The organism is Alteriqipengyuania triglochinis, assembly GCF_054655655.1.
On the sequence record NZ_BAAHNC010000001.1, the window covers coordinates 410,792 to 429,091 of the forward strand.

The 18,300-nt window shown below is 64.8% G+C and carries 14 protein-coding genes and 1 tRNA gene; 5 read left to right on the forward strand and 10 right to left on the reverse strand.

Going from position 1 to position 18,300, the window contains the following annotated elements:
- Positions 1 to 13: 13 nt before the first annotated feature.
- A complete protein-coding gene (locus ACYQ0L_RS02090) occupies positions 14 to 1,435 on the reverse strand; it encodes a sodium-dependent transporter (protein ID WP_459787271.1) in 1,422 nt (473 codons plus the stop codon).
- A 131-nt stretch (positions 1,436 to 1,566) separates the two neighbouring features.
- Between ACYQ0L_RS02090 and panB the strand changes: the two genes are divergently transcribed.
- Both panB and ACYQ0L_RS02100 read left to right on the forward strand, forming a co-directional pair.
- A complete protein-coding gene (gene panB, locus ACYQ0L_RS02095; RefSeq protein WP_459787272.1) occupies positions 1,567 to 2,436 on the forward strand; it encodes a 3-methyl-2-oxobutanoate hydroxymethyltransferase in 870 nt (289 codons plus the stop codon).
- A gap of 38 nt (positions 2,437 to 2,474) precedes the next feature.
- Positions 2,475 to 3,533, forward strand: coding sequence for a DUF475 domain-containing protein (locus ACYQ0L_RS02100; RefSeq protein ID WP_459787273.1), 1,059 nt, complete (start codon positions 2,475 to 2,477; stop codon positions 3,531 to 3,533).
- On the opposite strand, the gene prsR is transcribed toward ACYQ0L_RS02100, so the two are convergent.
- The 5 genes from prsR to ACYQ0L_RS02125 form a co-directional block, all read right to left on the reverse strand.
- The gene (gene prsR, locus ACYQ0L_RS02105) at positions 3,530 to 4,906 is read right to left on the reverse strand and encodes a PEP-CTERM-box response regulator transcription factor (RefSeq protein WP_459787274.1); all 1,377 of its coding nucleotides are present in this window, start codon (positions 4,904 to 4,906) and stop codon (positions 3,530 to 3,532) included. The genes ACYQ0L_RS02100 and prsR overlap by 4 nt on opposite strands.
- Positions 4,906 to 7,011 carry an XrtA/PEP-CTERM system histidine kinase PrsK gene (gene prsK / locus ACYQ0L_RS02110; RefSeq protein ID WP_459787275.1) on the reverse strand — a complete coding sequence of 702 codons (2,106 nt, stop codon included), beginning with the start codon at positions 7,009 to 7,011 and terminating at the stop codon, positions 4,906 to 4,908. Before prsK ends, prsR begins: the two co-directional genes overlap by 1 nt.
- Positions 7,011 to 8,393, reverse strand: coding sequence for a TIGR03013 family XrtA/PEP-CTERM system glycosyltransferase (locus ACYQ0L_RS02115; RefSeq protein ID WP_459787276.1), 1,383 nt, complete (start codon positions 8,391 to 8,393; stop codon positions 7,011 to 7,013). The genes prsK and ACYQ0L_RS02115 overlap by 1 nt, the downstream gene beginning before the upstream one ends.
- A gap of 129 nt (positions 8,394 to 8,522) precedes the next feature.
- A complete protein-coding gene (locus ACYQ0L_RS02120; protein ID WP_459787277.1) occupies positions 8,523 to 8,813 on the reverse strand; it encodes a hypothetical protein in 291 nt (96 codons plus the stop codon).
- Between the two features lie 69 nt (positions 8,814 to 8,882).
- Complete coding sequence (locus ACYQ0L_RS02125) at positions 8,883 to 10,205, reverse strand: helix-turn-helix domain-containing protein (RefSeq protein ID WP_459787278.1); 1,323 nt, start codon at positions 10,203 to 10,205, stop codon at positions 8,883 to 8,885.
- A gap of 162 nt (positions 10,206 to 10,367) precedes the next feature.
- Here ACYQ0L_RS02125 and ACYQ0L_RS02130 point away from each other — a divergent pair, with 162 nt between their 5' ends.
- The 3 genes from ACYQ0L_RS02130 to ACYQ0L_RS02140 all read left to right on the forward strand — a co-directional run bounded on the left by ACYQ0L_RS02130 (position 10,368) and on the right by ACYQ0L_RS02140 (position 13,037).
- Positions 10,368 to 11,963 carry an isocitrate lyase gene (locus ACYQ0L_RS02130; protein WP_459787279.1) on the forward strand — a complete coding sequence of 532 codons (1,596 nt, stop codon included), beginning with the start codon at positions 10,368 to 10,370 and terminating at the stop codon, positions 11,961 to 11,963.
- A gap of 120 nt (positions 11,964 to 12,083) precedes the next feature.
- Positions 12,084 to 12,269 carry a hypothetical protein gene (locus ACYQ0L_RS02135; RefSeq protein WP_459787280.1) on the forward strand — a complete coding sequence of 62 codons (186 nt, stop codon included), beginning with the start codon at positions 12,084 to 12,086 and terminating at the stop codon, positions 12,267 to 12,269.
- Between the two features lie 126 nt (positions 12,270 to 12,395).
- Complete coding sequence (locus ACYQ0L_RS02140; protein ID WP_459787281.1) at positions 12,396 to 13,037, forward strand: carbonic anhydrase; 642 nt, start codon at positions 12,396 to 12,398, stop codon at positions 13,035 to 13,037.
- Between the two features lie 3 nt (positions 13,038 to 13,040).
- On the opposite strand, the gene ACYQ0L_RS02145 is transcribed toward ACYQ0L_RS02140, so the two are convergent.
- From ACYQ0L_RS02145 to ACYQ0L_RS02160, 4 genes are all read right to left on the reverse strand, one after another.
- Positions 13,041 to 14,390, reverse strand: a complete 1,350-nt coding sequence (locus tag ACYQ0L_RS02145) for an amidohydrolase (protein WP_459787282.1) — start codon at positions 14,388 to 14,390, stop codon at positions 13,041 to 13,043.
- 182 nt (positions 14,391 to 14,572) lie between these two features.
- A complete protein-coding gene (locus ACYQ0L_RS02150) occupies positions 14,573 to 16,384 on the reverse strand; it encodes an SLC13 family permease (RefSeq protein WP_459787283.1) in 1,812 nt (603 codons plus the stop codon).
- Between the two features lie 87 nt (positions 16,385 to 16,471).
- Positions 16,472 to 16,556 (reverse strand) — tRNA-Leu (locus ACYQ0L_RS02155).
- Between the two features lie 100 nt (positions 16,557 to 16,656).
- Entirely contained in the window at positions 16,657 to 18,234 is a 1,578-nt protein-coding gene (locus tag ACYQ0L_RS02160) for a putative bifunctional diguanylate cyclase/phosphodiesterase (protein WP_459787284.1), read from the reverse strand.
- Between the last annotated feature and the right edge of the window lie 66 nt (positions 18,235 to 18,300).

Sequence of the window (18,300 nt, forward strand, 5' to 3'; positions counted from 1 at the left end):
GCCGGATTCTTGCTCAGCCGAGCAGGCTGGGGAACAAACCCGTGAGCAGAATGGTCGCCACGGCGAGCGGACACAGCCATGCAAGCAGGAAGCGCCACAGCACAAAGACCGGTGCGGAGAGCCCGGTGGTCGCCGCCAGCAGCCGCCGATCTGCCTTCCAGCCGATGAAGATCGAGGTCAGCAGCGCGCCGAGCGGCAGCATGATCTTGCCGGTAAACCCGTCGACCGTGTCAAGGATATCGGTTTCCGCGAAGATCGGCCAGAACGACAGGGGCCGCACATCCGACCACACGTTATAGCCCAGAAGACAGGCGATCCCGATCACGAAGGCGCCCCCGCCGAAGATCAGGGCGGACATGGTCCGGCTCCAGCCAAGCTCGCCGATCCCGTAGGCAGTCGGCACTTCCAGCAGTGAGATCGAGCTCGTCACTGCGGCGACCAGAACGAGGATGAAGAACAGCAGCCCGATGAGCGAGCCGGCCGGCATCGCTTCGAAGGCGAAGGGCAGCGTCTGGAACACCAGCGTGGGACCCGCCGCAGGGTCGAGACCAACCGCAAATACGATCGGGAAGATCATCAGCCCGGCGATCAGCGCCACGGCGGTATCGGCGATCGCGATGGTCACTGCGGTCGATCCCAGCGGCGTGCCTTCGCGGATGTAGGAGCCATAGGTAATGATCCCCGCCACCCCGAGCGAGAGCGAGAACAGCGCCTGCCCCAGCGCGGAATTCATCACATCCGGGGTCAGGCGCGACCAGTCGGGCGTGAACAGGAAGGCTGCCGCCTCGCTCACATCACCGACGATGGCGCCATAAATGGTGATCCCAATCAGCAGCACGAAGAAGGCAGGCATCAGCCAGGTCGCAGCCTTCTCGATCCCGCCGGAAACGCCGCGCGCCACAATGAACAGCGTCGCGCCCATAAAGGCGAAGTGCATCGCGATCAGCAGGCCGGGATTGGCGAACAGGTCGGTCAGGCGGGTGGCGATCTCTTCCTGGCTCTGCCCCTCCAGCGCGCCACGGAACGGATCGCCCGCCGCGACCGCCGAGGCGAAGTCGCCCGCGAAGACGCCGGCATAGTAAAGCACCCAGCCCGCGACGACCGAATAGAACGATACGATCAGGAACGCCGCCAGCGCACCGATCGCGCCGAAAGAGACCCACCCTCTCGACACCCGCGATTGCTGCGCAACCCGCCGGATCGATCCGATCGCGTCGGTCTGTCCCGCGCGGCCGATGAAGATTTCCGCCAGCAGCAGAGGTAGGCCTAGCAGGAAGACGCAGCCGATGTAGAAGATCACGAAGGCCCCGCCCCCGCTCTCGCCAGCCAGAGTGGGGAAGCGCCACAGATTGCCGAGGCCAACCGCAGCACCGATCGCAGCAAGAATGAATGCCGAGCGTGAGGACCAGCCCTCACCCGTCGAAGTTGCGACCATCGAAAATCTCTCCCTACCGTCTTGATGGGAACGGCATGCCCTGTGCGTCGGCGACGCTTCTGCAATGATTTTGCGCTCGCGCCAAGACCTGCGCTTTGCGTTTGCCCCACAGTCGGTCTAGCAAGCGCCTCATGTCGACAACCTTCCAGATCGATACGGCCACGAGCCGCGCGACCCCCACCCCGCAGCCGATGAAGCGGCTCACGGTCCCCAAGATCCAGAACCGCAAGGCGGACGGGCAGACCGTGGAACCGCTGGTCATGCTCACCGCATACACAGCGCGGCAGGCGCAACTGCTCGACGAGCATTGCGATCTGCTTCTGGTGGGAGATTCGCTAGGGCAGGTTATCTATGGCCTGCCCTCCACCCTCCAGGTGACTCTCGACATGATGTGCGCGCACGGCGCTGCAGTCGTGCGCGGCAGCTATCACTCGGTGGTCGTGGTCGACATGCCTTTCGGCGCGTACGAGGCAAGCCCCCAGCAGGCCTTCGAAAGCGCGAGCCGGATCATGGCCGAAACCGGCTGCGCGGCGGTGAAGCTTGAAGGCGGCGAGGCGATGGCGGAGACGATCAGCTTCCTCTCCCAGCGCGGCATCCCGGTGATGGCGCATATCGGCCTGACCCCGCAGGCGGTCAACGCGCTGGGCGGCTATGGCGCGCGCGGACGCAGCCAGGAAGAACACGCCAAGATCATCTCCGACGGCAAGGCCGTGCAGCATGCAGGTGCCTTCGCGGTCGTCGTTGAAGGCGTGGTGGAACCGATCGCCGTGGCGCTGACCCAATCGCTCGAAATTCCGGTGATCGGCATCGGTGCCTCCGCCCAGTGCGACGGGCAGGTGCTGGTGGTGGACGACATGCTCGGCATGTTCGAACGCGTGCCGCGCTTCGTGAAGAAATACGGCAACCTCGCCGACGAGATCACCGACAAGGTGGCCAAATACGCGAGCGAAGTGCGCGAGCGGACCTTCCCCACCGCCGACCAGACCTACCAACCCAAATAAGCAGCCCCGCCCGGCCCTACCCTTCGGAAACAGACAACGTGAACACACTCCTGCGACATTACTGGGGATCGCTCCTCTTCACGGCGGTGTGCTTCATGGCGGCTGCGTTCTACGCCTGGAACGCGAACGGCAGTGTCGGGAGCGTGGCCCATGTTCTGTGGATCGTGCTGGTGCTCTCGATCCTTGAAATCTCGCTCAGCTTCGACAATGCCGTGGTCAACGCCACCGTCCTGCGCGAGATGGACGAGAAGTGGCAACGCCGCTTCCTGACCTGGGGCATCCTGATCGCGGTGTTCGGGATGCGGATCATCTTCCCGCTCGCCATCGTGGCCATTGCAGCCAATCTCGATCCGCTTTCGGCGATCGACCTCTCGCTCAACGATCCGGAGCGCTACGAGGCGATCGTCTCCTCCGCGCATGTCGGGATTGCCGGCTTCGGCGGCGCCTTCCTGACCATGGTCGGGCTGAATTTCTTCTTCGACGGCGACAAGGATGTCGACTGGATCCGCGGGCTGGAGCTGGCGCTGCGCCGCTTCTCCGAAATCCGCGCGGCGGAGATCGGCATCCTGCTTCTGCTGCTCTACGGCATCTCGACCATGCTTTCCGATGCCGATGCGATGGTCTTCCTGACCGCGGGGATCCTCGGCCTGATCACCTATATCGCCGTCGATGCGATCGGCACGGTGCTGGACAAGGTGGAGCGCAGGAAGATGGCCGAAGGCGCGGTGCGATCGGGCCTCGGCGGGTTCCTCTATCTCGAAGTGCTCGATGCGAGCTTCAGCTTCGACGGCGTGATTGGCGCCTTTGCGCTGTCCAACAACATGCTGATCATCGCGGTCGGGCTGAGCATCGGCGCGCTGTTCGTACGCTCGATGACGGTCCACCTCGTGCGGGCGGGCACGCTGACGAAGTATCGCTTCCTCGAACACGGGGCCTTCTGGGCGATTATCGCGCTGGGCTTGATCATGCTGTTGTCCGCGAGATTCCACATTTCGGAAAGCGTCACCGGGCTGATCGGCGCGGTGCTGATCGGCATCTCTCTGCTGTGGTCGATGCGCTACAACCGCAAGTACGGGGTCGAGCGCGAAACCGCCTAGTTCTGCAGATCATACTGCTTGAGCAGGTCGTAGAGCGTCGGCCGCGACACGCCGAGCAGCTTGGCCGAGCCCGAGATATTGCCCTCGGTCCGGGCCAGTGCCTTGCGGATTACCTGCCGGTCCACCTGCTCTCGCGCACCTTTGAGATTGAGCGGCGCTGCGTCCTCCATCTCCGCTGTTTTCAGATCGAGATCCTCGGCGCTGACCAGCTTGCCATCGGCCATGATGACCGCGCGCTTCACCCGGTTTTCCAGCTCGCGCACATTGCCCGGCCAGTCATGCGCGTCGAGCGCGGCCATTGCATCGGGCGCAAAGCCCTTCACCTGCGGGTTCATCTCGGCTGCGAAGCGGGTCAGGAACGCCCTTGCCAGCAGGGCGGCATCACCCGCCCGCTCCGCCAGCGTGGGAATGGGAACGACGATTTCGGCGAGCCGGTAATAGAGATCTTCGCGGAAGGTCTGGTTCGCGATCATAGTATCGAGATCGCGGTGGGTCGCGCACACGATCCGGGTGTCCACCGGGATCGGCTTGCGCCCCCCGATCCGCTCGATCGTGCGCTCCTGCAGAAAGCGCAGCAGCTTGACCTGCAATGGCAGCGGAATGTCGCCCACCTCGTCGAGGAACAGCGTACCGCCGTGGGCGCACTCGATCTTGCCCTCGGTCGTTTTGACCGCCCCCGTGAAGGCCCCCTTCTCGTGCCCGAACAGCTCGCTTTCGAGCAGGTTTTCCGGAATGGCGGCGCAGTTGATGGCGATGAAGCGTCCCTCACGCCGCGGGCTTGCATCGTGCAGCCCCCGCGCCAGCAGTTCCTTGCCGGTACCGCTCGCGCCCAGCAGCATCACCGAGGCATCGGTGTTCGCCACGCGCTCGATCGTTCGGGCGACCTTCACCATTTCCGGCGCGCCGGTGATCAGCGTGCCCAGCACGGTCTTGTTCTTGCCGACCTTCTGCGCAAGGCGCCGGTTCTCCGCCTCGATCCGGTGCAGGTTGAGCGCCCGGTTCACGATCAGTTCGAGCGCTCCGATATCGACCGGCTTCTGGTAGAAATCGTAAGCCCCTGCCGCGATCGCATCGAGCGCGCTTTCACGCGCGCCATGCCCGCTGGCGACGATCACCTTCGTGCCGGGCGCTTCGGCCATGATCGCATCGAGCACGGCAAATCCTTCGCGCGTGCCATCGGGATCGGGCGGCAGGCCGAGGTCGAGCGTGACCACCGGCGGCATTTGCGCGCGCAGCATGGTCAGCGCCTCGTCCCGGGTGCCCGCAATGAGCACCTCGAACCCTTCGAAAGCCCACTTGAGCTGGGCCTGCAGCCCCTCGTCATCCTCGACGATCAGCAGCTTGGGTAGCGCTTCGGTTTTCCTGTCGCTCATCAGGCGGCCTCGTTGGTGAGAGTATGGGGTGCCGCATCGGCTGCGGGCGTCGGCAGCTGGATCGTGAAGCGGGTGCCCAGCCCCGTCCGGGATTGAACCGCAAGGCGCCCCCCCATCGCGCGGACCAGATCGCGAGCCTCCAGCGCGCCGATCCCGAACCCGTCGGGCTTGGAGCTGACGAAGGGGGCGAACAGTTTCTCGCGCACGAAGGCCGGGTCCATCCCTTCTCCCACGTCGACGATGTCGAGCGTTGCCAGGCTCCCATCGGATTGGACGGCGAGACACACCGGAGCGTTTTCGGGGCTGGCATCGATCGCATTCTGGATCAGGTGAACCAGCGCCTGCTCCAGCCCTTCGCGGTCCGCCCGTACTGGGCACGCGCCGCTCACCGCGACATCGACCCTGTGCAGGGGTTCGAACCGCGACGCCAGATCGCGCAGCAGGATGGCGAGATCGACGATCTCGAGCCGCGCCTCGCGCCCCGTGCCATAGCGGCCGAGACGCTGGATCAACGCGTTGAGCTTGGCGGTACTGGTCTGCAAGGTCTTGAGCATGTCGGCGCGGAAGGCGGGATTGTCCGCATGCCGCCCGGCATTGTGCGACAGCAGAGAGAGCTGGCTGGCGAGATTCTTGATATCGTGCAGCACGAAGGCCATGCGGCGGTTGAACTCGTCGAACCGCGCGGCCTCCATCAGCGCGCGCTGGCTCGTCTGTTCGGACAGGTAACTGGCAAGCTGCCGCCCGACCACGGTGAGGAGGTCGAAATCCTCCCAGTCGAGCTTGCGGTCGATCACCGGCCGGGCCAGCAAGACGGCCCCCTGCAAGCGGTCGAAATGCCGCAGCGGGACGATGGCCCAGGCCGCGCTCTCGCTGTCGAGCCACGCCGGCACAGGCTCGGTGGGCCCGGCGGCGGAGCGTCCCTCGCGCCATTCCTCCAGATCGATCACATAGTCGCGGGAGCCGAGGAAGCGCACCATCTCTCCCGGCAAGACCTGGGCGTCCTCATCCAACGTGGGCCACCGCCAGCTTTCAGCCAGCACCAGGCGGCCGTCTCCATCGGGTACGAAGAGCGCGGAGGACGGGCTTTCGGTGATGTCGGCCATGGCCTTGGGAATGCGCAGGTGCAGCCCGTCGCCCTCGTCCACCCCACGGCCGATCGTCTCGGCCAGGCGCAGCCATTCGGCACGGTAATCGTATCGATGGCTGAAGAGATGCTTTTGCAGCGTGACCTTGAGCCAGGCGCGAAAGCGCGTCGAGGGCAGCCAGAGCACCGCGACCGTCAGCAGCGCGACGAGGAAGCCGACCTGCGCCAGTCGCGCGCCATTGGCGTCCATCGCGTTGAGCAGGCTCGCCAGGCCCGCCATCGCCAGCAGGTAGCCGCCGATCAGCATCAGCGAGAGAGAACGGAACGCGACGGAGCGCGAGGCGCGAAAGCGCAGCGCATGAACATCCGCCCCCAGCGCTATGGAAAGCGGAACGAAGGCGATCCCCACCACCAGCCCGCGCAGGCTGGCGATCTGGCCGGGGAAAGAGCCTGCAAACCAAGTCACCGCGTAATAGTTCAGCTCGAACACCCACAGGGCCGACAGCGAGACCGCGACCCAGCGCGTGCTCGCACGATCCTGTTGCGATGCGCCGGTATACAGGTTGTGCAGCAGCACCAGCGCCCCGATCGCCACCAGCATGTGCAATAGCGCGGAGGCGCGGAGGATCGCTTCGCCGAGCTCGACCTGTGAAAACTGCAACACATGGGCGGCGAGGACAGCGCTTTGCAAAAGCTCCGCAAATACGAGGCTCGCGAAGACCACGCTGACGCGCCGAGCCGCTTCCCGCTCCACACCGCTCGCAAACAGCGCATGCAGCAGCGCAAGCCAAGAGAGGTTGCGGGCGCATTCGGTCGCGGCGCTCGCTAGACTAACTGGCCCCAGCGCGGCGAACACCCCGGCCCACAGCGCGGTGAGACACAGTGCGACAACGCCGGCAACCCTCGGCCGACGCCACGGCAGCGGACGCCGGACGAGCCATATCGCCGCGACCGAGCATGCAGCGGCACAGGCCGTGCTGCTCGCAAGGCCGATCACCTGCCACATCGCATCCGGGCCCATTACCGGGCCCCCTCCGGCCACAGGATCACCCGCAGGGTCTGCAGCAGGATCAGCAGATCGAGGAAGGGCGTGTAGTTCTTGGCGTAGTACAGGTCGTATTCGAGCTTGTGCCGCGCATCCTCGATGCTGGCGCCATAGGGATAGTTTATCTGCGCCCACCCGGTGATGCCGGGCTTCACCATGTGGCGTTCGGCATAATAGGGCAGCCTGTCTTCCAGATCGCGGACGAATTGCGGAACCTCGGGGCGCGGCCCGACGAAGCTCATCTCGCCTCTCAGCACGCTCCAGGTCTGCGGCAGTTCGTCGATCCGAACCTTGCGGATAAAGCGCCCGAGCCGGGTGATGCGCGGATCGTTTTCGCAAGCCCACCTGGCCCCGTCCTTCTCGGCATCGGTCCGCATCGATCGCAGCTTGAGGACCGAGAAAGGCTTGCCATAGAGCCCGACCCGCTGCTGGCGGAAGAAAGCCGGCCCCTTGCTGTCGAGCTTCACCAGAATCGCGAACAGCGCGATGACGGGAAACGCCACGATCAGCAGCAGGCCGCTGACAATGACGTCGAACAGCCGCTTTGCGATGCTCGAAAACCGGCGGGTGGCGGAGAACCCGTCGGAGAAGATCAGCCAGCTCGGGTTGAGCGTGTCGAGATCGACGCGGCCCGTCTCCCGTTCGAGGAAGCTTGAGACTTCCTGCACGGGAACGCCGCGCGTGCGCACCCGCAGCAGATCGGCCAGCGGCAAGGCGTTGCGCCGTTCCTCGAGTGCCAGCACCACCTCGCTGGCCTTCAGGCGCGCGACATAGTCCCCCAGATCGCCGCACTCTTCCCGCCCAACCGCTTCGGGCAGCAGGCGCTGCGCCTCGATCGCGATGAAGCCTACGATGGCGAAGCCGCTGTCTTCCTGTTCGGCAAGCGCCTTGAGCCGTGCCGCGCGTGCACCAGCACCCAGCACGACGACCCGCCGCTTGAACTTCTCGCGATCGACCGCATAACTGAGGGCGAGCCGGACGATCCCGATCAACGCGAGTGCGACGCCGAGCGCATAGAGCAAGGTTGAACGCCAGAAGCCGACGGTCGGTAGTGCGAAGTCCATCACGGCGAGCGCGACACCGCCGATGGAAAGCGCGACCATCGCCCGGGCGAAAGCATAGCGCGGACTGCGCAGCGCTTCGGGGCTGTAGAGCCCGACCCCGACAAGCGACAGCGAGCAGACTATGGCGAAGCCTAAAATCGGGCGCAGGCGGCTGGTCCAGTCGCCCACATCGGTCCCGATCTGGACCGCCCGCAAATGCCACGCGAGGTCGCCTGCCAGCAGCAGCAGTGCGAGATCGCACAGTGCATACAGCAGCACCGCATGCGGGATGTAGTGCTTGAACAGGCGGATCATTCGCTTGGCCGGGCCTCTTGTCTACGATTTGCCGCGAATTCTCGCGACTGTTCGCTTGAGGCCCGGCTTACGCCGCAGTGGTGAAATGTCGGTAAACTTTACAGGAGGTCGCCGCTCCCCCGGAAAGCCCTACTCATTGGGCGCTACCCGGTCCGCCGCATCTTCCACCGCCTGTCCGGCATCATCGACCGCATCGCCCATCTGTCCCGCGGCATCTCCGATGGCATTGTCCTTCGCGGCTTCCGCGTTCGACATGTGGGCGAAGATGTAGACCGCAGCGATGATCGCGATCACCGCAGCGATGAGCAGCAGGATCTTCGCGCCGCCGCCACCCTTGCTCTGTCCATCGCTGACGATGGTGTGCGTGGTATGGGTGTGGCCATCCTCGTCGACATGCCTGGTGATGCGTTCTTCGGTCATTGGATCTGCACCTTCATGGTCCGTGTGAGGTCCAAAAGGCCCGAAAGGCCCACCGGTTCCTCGCAACAGCTACTCGACCGGGCTCCGGACAGGCCCGCGCAGGGATCGTGCGGGGCATTCGGTCCGGCGGCAAGAACGGCAACCAGGGCCGATCGGCGTTGCATCCTCGGCCCGCAGGGAAACACCGCGGGCCAGCGCGAAGCTCTCCGCAAAGCGTGCCTCGATGCCGAGGATCAGCACATCGGTTCGCGGTTCGTCGGAATAAGGGGGCGCCGCGATATGCGCGATCAGCCAGTGAGCGGGGCCCAGCGCACCACCTTCCATCATCACCGCCTGCGAACCCCATTCGGGCTGGCGGTGGAAGCCGAGCCGCGGGCAGCCCGGTCGGCGATCGAGCAGGCTCGCATCGCTCGCCCCCAGCAGTCGCTCCACCAGCTGCACCGATCCGTCGATCCGCCCGGCGAAGAACGGCAGGCCGCGCTGGCTGACCCGCTGGAGCGTAGTCAGACGCCGTGCGACTTCGCCCACATCGGTGGCGAAGCGGCGTGCAAGGATATGCGGCTCGTACCCGGTCGCCTCGCACGCACGCTGGAAGCGACCGTAGGGCATGATGAGTGCCCGGGCGAAATAGCTGCGCAGGTAGCTGGCGAATGCATCGCGCGCGGCGCCATGTTCGAAACTGGCACCATCGGCGATATCGGCGATCGCGTCGCGATGCTCCAGTTCCGCAACCTGCTTGGCAAGTTCCAGATTGCGCGCGGCGGGCGAAAGCATTTCCGACAATTGCACCTGCCGGGCATGCAGATCGAGCCGGCGGTTCGCTTCGGGCAGCACCGCACGGGGAAGGAAACGGATCGCCAGATCGTGCCGCTCGCGCAGGTAGTCGGTCAGCGCCGCCCCGATGTCCGCCCGGGCAAGGCGCAGTTCGTCGGCGAGCGTTTCGGCTGCCTCGTCCAGATCGGCGAAGTGGTTGCGCCAGCGCTCAATGGCTCGCCACACCTCTTCCTCGAACGGGCGCGAGTGTGGGCTAGCGGCGCCGCGCTCGTCGAACAAGCGGGCGAAGGCGGCAGCGGCCTGCGGCGCGGCGGCGAGGAATTCGGTCACCTCGGCGCGGTCGATGCCGAGATCGGCAAACCGCTCGTCCCCCAGACGCCGGGCGAGCCCGTCGACCCCGCCGATCGCGCTGTTTTCCTGCAGGGATCGCGGATCGTAGTCGAACTGGTCGACCAGTTCGAGCACCACGCGCGCCGTGACCGGGCGCTGGTTGCGTTCGATGAGGTTGAGATAGCTGGGCGATATCGAGAGCCGCTGGGCCATGCTCGCCTGGGTCAGGCCTTCGCGGCGTCGAAGACGGCGAAGGGCCGCGCCCGCATAGAGGGAAGGTTCGCTCATAAGCGGAGGCCTCGGCTTTCTTTGTAAATATCATTACAAAACGACAAATCATATCTAGCGATTCACCGGCGAGAGACAAGATAGTTTGTAATTATCCCTGTGCGAACACCCATGCCGAGCGTAAATTGAACGTCACGAACGCAAATCGGACGGAGTTCCCCAATGACCTACACACGTGAAATCGACGACCTGAAGAACCGCATCGCGCAGGCTGGCGACAGCTGGGCTGCTATCGACCCCGAATCCGCCGCCCGCATGCGGACGCAGAACCGCTTCCGCACCGGGCTCGACATCGCGAAGTACACCGCGAAGATCATGCGCGAGGATATGGCCGCGTATGACGCCAACCCGGCCGACTACACCCAGTCGCTCGGCGCATGGCACGGCTTCATCGGCCAGCAGCAGATGGTCGCGATCAAGAAGCACTTCGGCAGCACCCAGCGCCGCTACCTCTACCTGTCGGGCTGGATGGTCGCCGCGCTGCGCAGCGAATTCGGCCCCCTGCCCGACCAGTCGATGCATGAAAAGACGAGCGTCCCGGCGCTGATCGAGGAGATTTATACCTTCTTGAAGCAGGCCGATGCTCGCGAACTGGGCGGAATGTTCCGCGATCTCGACGCTGCGCGCGAAGCAGGTAACGACACCGAAGCAAAGCGCATCGAGAATGCGATCGACAATTACGAAACGCATGTCGTGCCGATCATCGCCGACATCGACGCCGGCTTCGGCAATGCCGAGGCGACCTACCTGCTCGCCAAGCAAATGATCGAGGCGGGTGCCTGCGCGCTCCAGATCGAGAACCAGGTTTCGGACGAGAAGCAGTGCGGCCACCAGGACGGCAAGGTTACGGTGCCGCACGAGGACTTCCTCCAGAAGATCCGTGCGATCCGCTACGCTTTCCTCGAACTGGGCGTGGAAGACGGCATCATCGTCGCGCGTACGGACAGCCTGGGTGCCGGCCTGACCAAGCAGATCGCCTACTCGACGCAGCCGGGCGATCTGGGCGACCAGTACAACGCCTTTCTCGACGCAGAACCGGTCGATCCGGCGGACGTCAAGAATGGCCAGGTCTTCATCAGCCGCGACGGGCAGCTGATGGCGCCCAAGCGCCTGCCGTCGAACCTCTACCAGTTCCGCCCGGGCACCGGTGTGGACCGCGTGGTTCTCGACTGCATCACCAGCCTGCAGAACGGCGCGGATCTGCTGTGGATCGAAACCGAAAAGCCGCATGTCGAACAGATCGCCGAGATGGTCGACAAGATCCGTGAAAGCGTGCCGAACGCCAAGCTGGTCTACAACAACTCGCCCAGCTTCAACTGGACGCTCAACTTCCGCCAGCAGGTCTACGATGCGTGGGAGAAGGACGGTCGCGACCTGTCGGACTACGACCGGGCCAAGCTGATGAGCGTCGACTACGATGGCACCGAGCTGGCGCAGGAGGCCGATGCCAAGATCCAGAGCTTCCAGGCCGATGCCGCGAAGCGTGCGGGCATCTTCCACCACCTGATCACGCTGCCGACCTACCACACGGCCGCGCTGAGCACGGACAATCTCTCCAAGCGCTACTTCGGCGAAGAGGCGATGCTGGGCTACGTCAAGAACGTCCAGCGCGAGGAAATCCGTCAGCAGATTGCCTGCGTGCGGCACCAGAACATGGCCGGGTCCGATATCGGGGACGACCATAAGGAGTATTTCGCCGGCGAGGCTGCGCTGAAGGCCGGCGGCAAGGACAACACGATGAATCAATTCGCGGCTTGAGCCCGGCCCCCTGTGAAGGGGGCCCTGCAAAAGGGGCCCTTGTCACCGGATCGCTGGGGCGGCATGTCTGCCTCAGCACACGGGACCACCCAAGCTGCCGATGGAGCGGATGTACTTATTATGACCGACCAAACCGACACCCCGAAGGAACCGGGACGCGCACGCGCCCTGCTTTCCACCGCCGATTTCCGCCTGTTGCGCGCCGCCTTGGCGAGCCACGCGCGGACCACGGAAGACCGCGAGGAACTGGCCAAGATCAACGCTTTGCACCACCGGCTGGGGACCTACGTTCCGGACGCGGAATAACCGCGCGGAGAGGATGCGAGCGGCGGGCGCGCGGGGGCTTTCCCTGCGCGCCCGCTTGCTTTGGGCGATCCAGCGGCTAGAGCCCACTTCCTGAACCTTCCTGTTTTCAGCGAGAAAAGCCTGCCTATGCCCCGTTTTGCCCGTGGTGTTCTCAAGTTCCAGAACGATGTCTTTCCGGGTCGCAAGGAGCTGTTCGAGCGGCTGAGCGAAGGCCAGTCTCCCGAAGCCCTGTTCATCACCTGCTCCGATTCCCGGATCGAAACCGGGATGATGACGCAGACCGATCCGGGCGAGCTGTTCATCTGCCGCAACGCGGGCAATATCGTGCCCCCGCACACCAACCAGACCGGCGGCATGACCGCGAGCATCGAGTTCGCCAGCGCCGCGCTGCAAGTGCCCCACATCGTCGTGTGCGGCCATACCGAGTGTGGTGCGATGAAGGGCGCGATGGACCTGCATCGGGACCGCAGTTCGCTCGACACCCTGCCCCACGTGCGCGAATGGCTCGGCTACAGCCGCGCGGCGGTCGATATCGTCGACGCCCGCGGCGCAGGGATGAGCGATGCCGACAAGATGCGCATGCTCCTGGAGCAGAACGTCGTGCTCCAGTTGCAGCACCTGCGCACGCACCCAACTGTCGCCCTGCGGCTGGCGCAGCGCGAGGTCGAACTGCACGGATGGGTCTACGACATCCGCACAGGCAAGGTCGACGCCTACGATCCGGAGCAGGACCGCTTCATCCCTATCGCCGAGCGCTACGCGCTCTAGCCCTCAGCCGCCGCTGGCGGGCATCAGATCGATCGCGGCCGCGGCCAGTGCTTCGGCGCCGGTTGCGATCACCTTCTCAGCGTCGGGCGCCCAGAACGGGCTGTGGAGCGAAGGCAGCGTGGCCTCTCCCGATTGCGCCGCCTGCCACTCATCCTCAGGCACCCCGCCGATCCAGAAGATCAGCGATTCGACCCCATCGGGGTCGGCCCGGCGGTACTGGCTGAAATCCTCGCCCCCCATCACGCTGGGCACCTGCATCACGCGCCCTTCGCCGAAGCGCGAGCGGAAGCCCGTCATCACGCTTTCGGTGAAATCGGGGTCGTTGAAGGTCGAAGGCGTATAGGGATCGGCTACGGTCACCACCGGCAGCTGGTCCTCTGCAATACCCGCAGCAATCGCCTCGCCCCGCGCGATCCGCGCAATCCCGTCGAGCAGCAGCTTGCGCGCCTCGTCGGTATAGCTGCGCACGGTCAGCTGCAGCTTCGCCTCGTCGGAGATGATGTTGTGTTTGGACCCGGCGCGGAAGCTGCCGACCGTCACGACGCCGGGCTCGAGCGGCGAAAGCTCGCGGCTGACCAGCGTCTGCAGCTTCATCACGATCGCGCTCGCCAGCACGACCGGATCCTTGGTCGATTGCGGATAGGCGCCGTGCCCGCCGATGCCCTTCACCGTGATGTCCACGCTGTCGACATTGGCGAGCGCATAGCCGGGCGAGTAGCCGATCGTCCCGGCAGGAAACTGCGCCGCATCGTGGAAAGCGATCGCATAGTCGGGCTTCGGGAAGCGGGTAAACAGGCCGTCTTCAAGCATCGCGAGTGCGCCCTCGCCCACCTCTTCGGCGGGTTGCAGGATCATCACAAGCGTCCCGCTCCAGCTGTCTTTCATGTCGACCAGCTGCTGCGCCGCGCCGATCCACGCAGTCATGTGCGTGTCGTGACCGCAGGCGTGCATCACGCCGGTCTCCACACCCGTGGCCGGCGTGGCGGTGACCGTGGAGGCGAAGGGCAGCCCGGTCTGTTCGACCACCGGCAGGCCATCCATGTCCGCGCGCAGCAGCACGGTCGGCCCCTGCCCGTTCTCCATCACCGCAACCACGCCGGTGCGGCCCACGCCCTCGGTCACATCGAACCCCAGCGCACGCATCCGCGCGGCGAGCTTGGCGGCGGTCTGCGTTTCCTCGAAGCTGAGTTCGGGGTTGGCATGGAGATCGCGATACAGCTCCATCAGTTCGGGCATGTCCTGTTCGACGCCCGCCCGCAGACCATCATCCTGCGCAAATGCAGCGGTCGCGCACAGCAGCGCGCTGGCCACTGTCCCAAGCGCTGCGCCCGTCTTCCGAACCTGCCTATGCATCCCCGTTCCTCCTTTTGCCCCGGCTTGCCTGACACACCTGACACAGTGTTCAGACGTTAAATTCCATCCGATCGTACGCGGCCCTTGTGATCGCCCCGGTCGATGAGTGGCAGGCTGCGCGAAAGATCATCCCGCATCAATCGCAAATTTTCGGCCGGTAGGAAATGGGCCGGCCGCGATCGCTAGAGGCGATAGGTCAGCACCAGCAGGATCGACAGGGTCGTCACCATCAGCGCCACCAGCGGCACGCCGGTGCGCAGATAGTCCGAAAATTCGTACGATCCTTCGGCCATGATCAGCATGTTGGTCTGATAGGCGATCGGCGTCGCGTAACACAGGTTGCAGCCGAACAGCACGGCCAGCACCAGCGGTTCGGGCGGCAGGCCCAGCTCGGTCGCGATGCTGAACGCGATCGGCGTGCCGACGGTGGCGGCGGTCGCGTTCGAGGCAAAATTGGTCAGTACGGTCACGAACAGCATGATCGCCGCCAGCACCAGCGCGGGAGGGAGCGCCGCGAGGCCTAGCGACAGGGCCATGCCGAGCCACGCGGCTGCACCGCTCGCCTCGACGATGGAGCCCACCGCGATGCTCGCCGCGACCAGCACGATGACCTTGGCAGACAGCGCGCGGCCGACACGGTCGAACTTCACGCAGCCCGTCACGAACATCAGGATCGCGCCCGCCAGCGCCGAAATCGCGATGGGGAACAGGCCGATCGAGGCGGTGAAGACCGCCCCACCCATGATGACTGCGGAGAGCAGCGCCTTGGACCGGCGCGGCAGTTCGCGCATCCCTTCGAGCATCAGCAGACTATCCCCGCGCGCGAACTCTTCCAGCTCGGCCCGCAGGCCGGTTACCATCAGCACATCGCCCTCGGCGAATTGCAGGTCGCCTTCGGAATAGCCGGACAGGCTCTGCTGCCCGCCCGCGCCCGACCACCGTTCCGGCCGATGCACGCCCAGCACCGCTACGCCATAGCGATCCGCGATCCCCGATCCCGGCAGGGTCCGCCCGATCAGGCGCGAATCCGCGGTGACCGCCATTTCGACCACGATCACATCCTCGCGCCGGGAATCCGCCTGCCGCCTGATCTTTGACAGCACCCAGTCGGGCGCCGCCTCGCCGCGCAGCGTGCGCATCGCGGCCTCGATCCCTTCCTGCGTGCCGGAGATGAGCAGGCGCTGCTGGGGCTGCAAGTTCCCCGTCGGCGCATCGTGCACGACCACGTCGTTCGATATCCTGGGCAGGATATCGGTAATCGCCTCGCCCGTCAGCGGTCCGTCATCGCTCACCCGCAGACGCGCCTGAAAGCGGCGCTGGGGGCGCGTGTCTTCCTGCCGGTTGTCCTTGAGCAGCCGGGGCATCACCAGCCACAGATAGGGCAGCGCAATCGCGGCGGCGAACAGGACGATCGGCGTGTAGTGAAACACGCTCATCTCCGGCATCCCCAGGTCACCGGCGATCGAGACGACGAGGATATTGGTCGAGGTGCCGATGGTCGTCGCCATCCCGCCGATCAGCACGGCCGCGTTGAGCGGGATCAGCGTCTTGGATGCGGGCAGCGCACCGCGCGCGGCCAGGCTGACGAAGATCGGCAGCAGCAGCACCAGCACGGGCGTGTCGTTGACCGCCATCGACAGCGCCATGGCCGCCACCAGCGACACCAGCAGGCCGATCTGCAAATTCCACTTGAACAGCCGCTCAAGGATCTGCGCGGCAGGCTCCAGCGCCCCCGTGACCACCAGGCCGCGGCCCATGATCATCAGCGCGCAGATCGTGATCAGCGCGTAGTGCCCGAAGCCCGAGAAGGCGAGTGACAGCCCGTCGGTCGGCTGCGTGTCCGGCAGCGGGAAGAAGTAGAGAAACACCGCGATCACGGCGATGGTCATCAGCGAAACGATCTCGGTCGACAGCTTGCTGCGGGCAAAGCCGAAGAACATCGCGATCGTGACGATCATTGCGGCGATGGCGTGAAAGGATGGGGCTTCGAGCATCGCTGACGCTAGCGATAGCGCGTCATGGCGGCGTCGCGCAATCGCGCAGCACAGGTCATCGGTTCACAGCCGTTCATTTGTCGAAAGTGGTGCCCCTGGCCCGACTCGAACGGGCACTCCGTAAGGAACTCGATTTTGAGTCGAGCGCGTCTACCAATTCCACCACAGGGGCGCCTGCGTGATGCGGGTGCTGCCTAGCCGAGCGTGCAATCCGCATCAACGGGAAAGCCGGGGGTCATTGAATTAGAGCTCATTCGTGTCCGGTCGCGCCGTCAGGCGATGGCACCGACATCGGGCTGCTGGTCTTCTTCGTCGTAGCCCAGCCCTTCGGCAGGCAGCGGCTTCCCGTAAAGAAAGCCCTGCCCGACGTCGCAGCCATATTCGCGCACGCTCTTCGCACTCGCCGCGTCCTCGATCCCTTCGACGATGACTTTCAGGCCAAGGTGATGCGCCATTGATGTTACCGCGCGCACGATCGTCTGGCTGTCCTGATTGGTCTCGATATCGGCGATGAAGGACCGGTCGATCTTGAGCTTGTCGAACTGGAGCTCGCTCAGATGGCGCAGCGAGGAATACCCGGTGCCGAAATCGTCGAGAGAGACCTGGATCCCCTGGTTCTTGAAATTCGCGATGACCGCGCGCGCGGTGTCCATTTCGGCGACCAGCGCGGTTTCGGTGATCTCCACCTCCAGGCGCCGCGTGGGAAAACCGGCGCGCTGGACGGTCTGCAAGGTCCGTTCGACCAGCCAAGGGTCCGAAAACTGCAGGGGTGAGATATTGACCGACAGGATGCAGTGATCCTCCCAGCTCAGCGCCTCGTGAGCAGCCTTTTCCAGCAACTCGAAATACAGCTCGCCGATGAGGCCGCATTCCTCGGCGATGGAGATGAACTCCTCGGGGTTCTTCACCGTCCCGTCCGGCTGCGGCCAGCGCGCCAACGCCTCGTAGCCGAGCAGTTCGCCGGTGCACAAATCCACCAGTGGCTGGAAATAGGGGTCGATCTCGTCTTTCTCGATCGCTTCGCGCAACAGCCTCTCGGTCTGTGCACGCTGCGCTACCGCCTCGTCCATCCCGCGTTCGAAGAAGCAGAGGGAATGCGACGACGATGCCTTTGCCCGGTACATCGCGGCATCGGCCTGGGTGATGACCCGGTCGATATCGATGCCCGCATTTTCCACGAGGGTGACGCCGATCCGCGCGCTGAGGGCCAGCTTCGCCCCGGCGGAGGGGAGATCGATCTGCTCGGTAAGAGCCCCGAGAAGCTCCTCCACCCTGACGAGCAGTGCGTCGTGCGATTCGAACCCGGCGATCAGAACCACGAACTCGTCCCCGCCGAGCCGGGCGATGAAATCGTGCGCATGCGCGTGGGCGCACAGCTTCTCGGCGACGGTCAGCAGGACCTCGTCGCCCGCGACATGTCCGTAGATGTCGTTGATCCACTTGAAGCGGTCGAAGTCGATCATCGCCACCGCGAACGGCGCCGTATCGGCATTGTCGATCGCGGCCTTGATCGCCTGATAGGCCTTGCGCCGGTTGGGCAAGCCGGTCAGCGGATCATGAAAGGCAAGCTCGTTCGCTTCGTTCTCCGCCGCAATCCGGCGCCGAAATTCGCGGCGCAGTTCCAGCAGGCGCCTGACCGAGTAGACCGCAAACGCGACCGACATGACCATCAGCACCGTCAGGATTTCGTCGAGCTCCCAGGATTCGTGGGATTCGGAGAATTCGACGAGCCGCTCGAACCCTTCGAATGCGATCGACACGGCGAGAACCAAGCCGAAGAGCCCGAATATGACGAGCGCCTCGATCTTGGCGGATCGGCTGAGAAATGTCTTTTGGTCGACGGCCTTCATCGCTGGGAGCTTCCTTACAGCGTTCCTTAGATCAAAGGGCCGTTAAGATTCCCTTGATAATGAACG

Coding starts and splice junctions, on each gene's coding strand:
- ACYQ0L_RS02140 (WP_459787281.1), top strand. CDS start 12,396: ATGCCCCGTTTTGCCCGTGGTGTTCTCAAGTTCCAGAACGATGTCTTT.
- prsK (WP_459787275.1), bottom strand. CDS start 7,011: ATGGGCCCGGATGCGATGTGGCAGGTGATCGGCCTTGCGAGCAGCACG.
- prsR (WP_459787274.1), bottom strand. CDS start 4,906: ATGAGCGACAGGAAAACCGAAGCGCTACCCAAGCTGCTGATCGTCGAG.
- ACYQ0L_RS02120 (WP_459787277.1), bottom strand. CDS start 8,813: ATGACCGAAGAACGCATCACCAGGCATGTCGACGAGGATGGCCACACC.
- ACYQ0L_RS02145 (WP_459787282.1), bottom strand. CDS start 14,390: ATGCATAGGCAGGTTCGGAAGACGGGCGCAGCGCTTGGGACAGTGGCC.
- ACYQ0L_RS02160 (WP_459787284.1), bottom strand. CDS start 18,234: ATGAAGGCCGTCGACCAAAAGACATTTCTCAGCCGATCCGCCAAGATC.
- ACYQ0L_RS02115 (WP_459787276.1), bottom strand. CDS start 8,393: ATGATCCGCCTGTTCAAGCACTACATCCCGCATGCGGTGCTGCTGTAT.
- ACYQ0L_RS02130 (WP_459787279.1), top strand. CDS start 10,368: ATGACCTACACACGTGAAATCGACGACCTGAAGAACCGCATCGCGCAG.
- ACYQ0L_RS02090 (WP_459787271.1), bottom strand. CDS start 1,435: ATGGTCGCAACTTCGACGGGTGAGGGCTGGTCCTCACGCTCGGCATTC.
- panB (WP_459787272.1), top strand. CDS start 1,567: ATGTCGACAACCTTCCAGATCGATACGGCCACGAGCCGCGCGACCCCC.
- ACYQ0L_RS02150 (WP_459787283.1), bottom strand. CDS start 16,384: ATGCTCGAAGCCCCATCCTTTCACGCCATCGCCGCAATGATCGTCACG.
- ACYQ0L_RS02125 (WP_459787278.1), bottom strand. CDS start 10,205: ATGAGCGAACCTTCCCTCTATGCGGGCGCGGCCCTTCGCCGTCTTCGA.
- ACYQ0L_RS02135 (WP_459787280.1), top strand. CDS start 12,084: ATGACCGACCAAACCGACACCCCGAAGGAACCGGGACGCGCACGCGCC.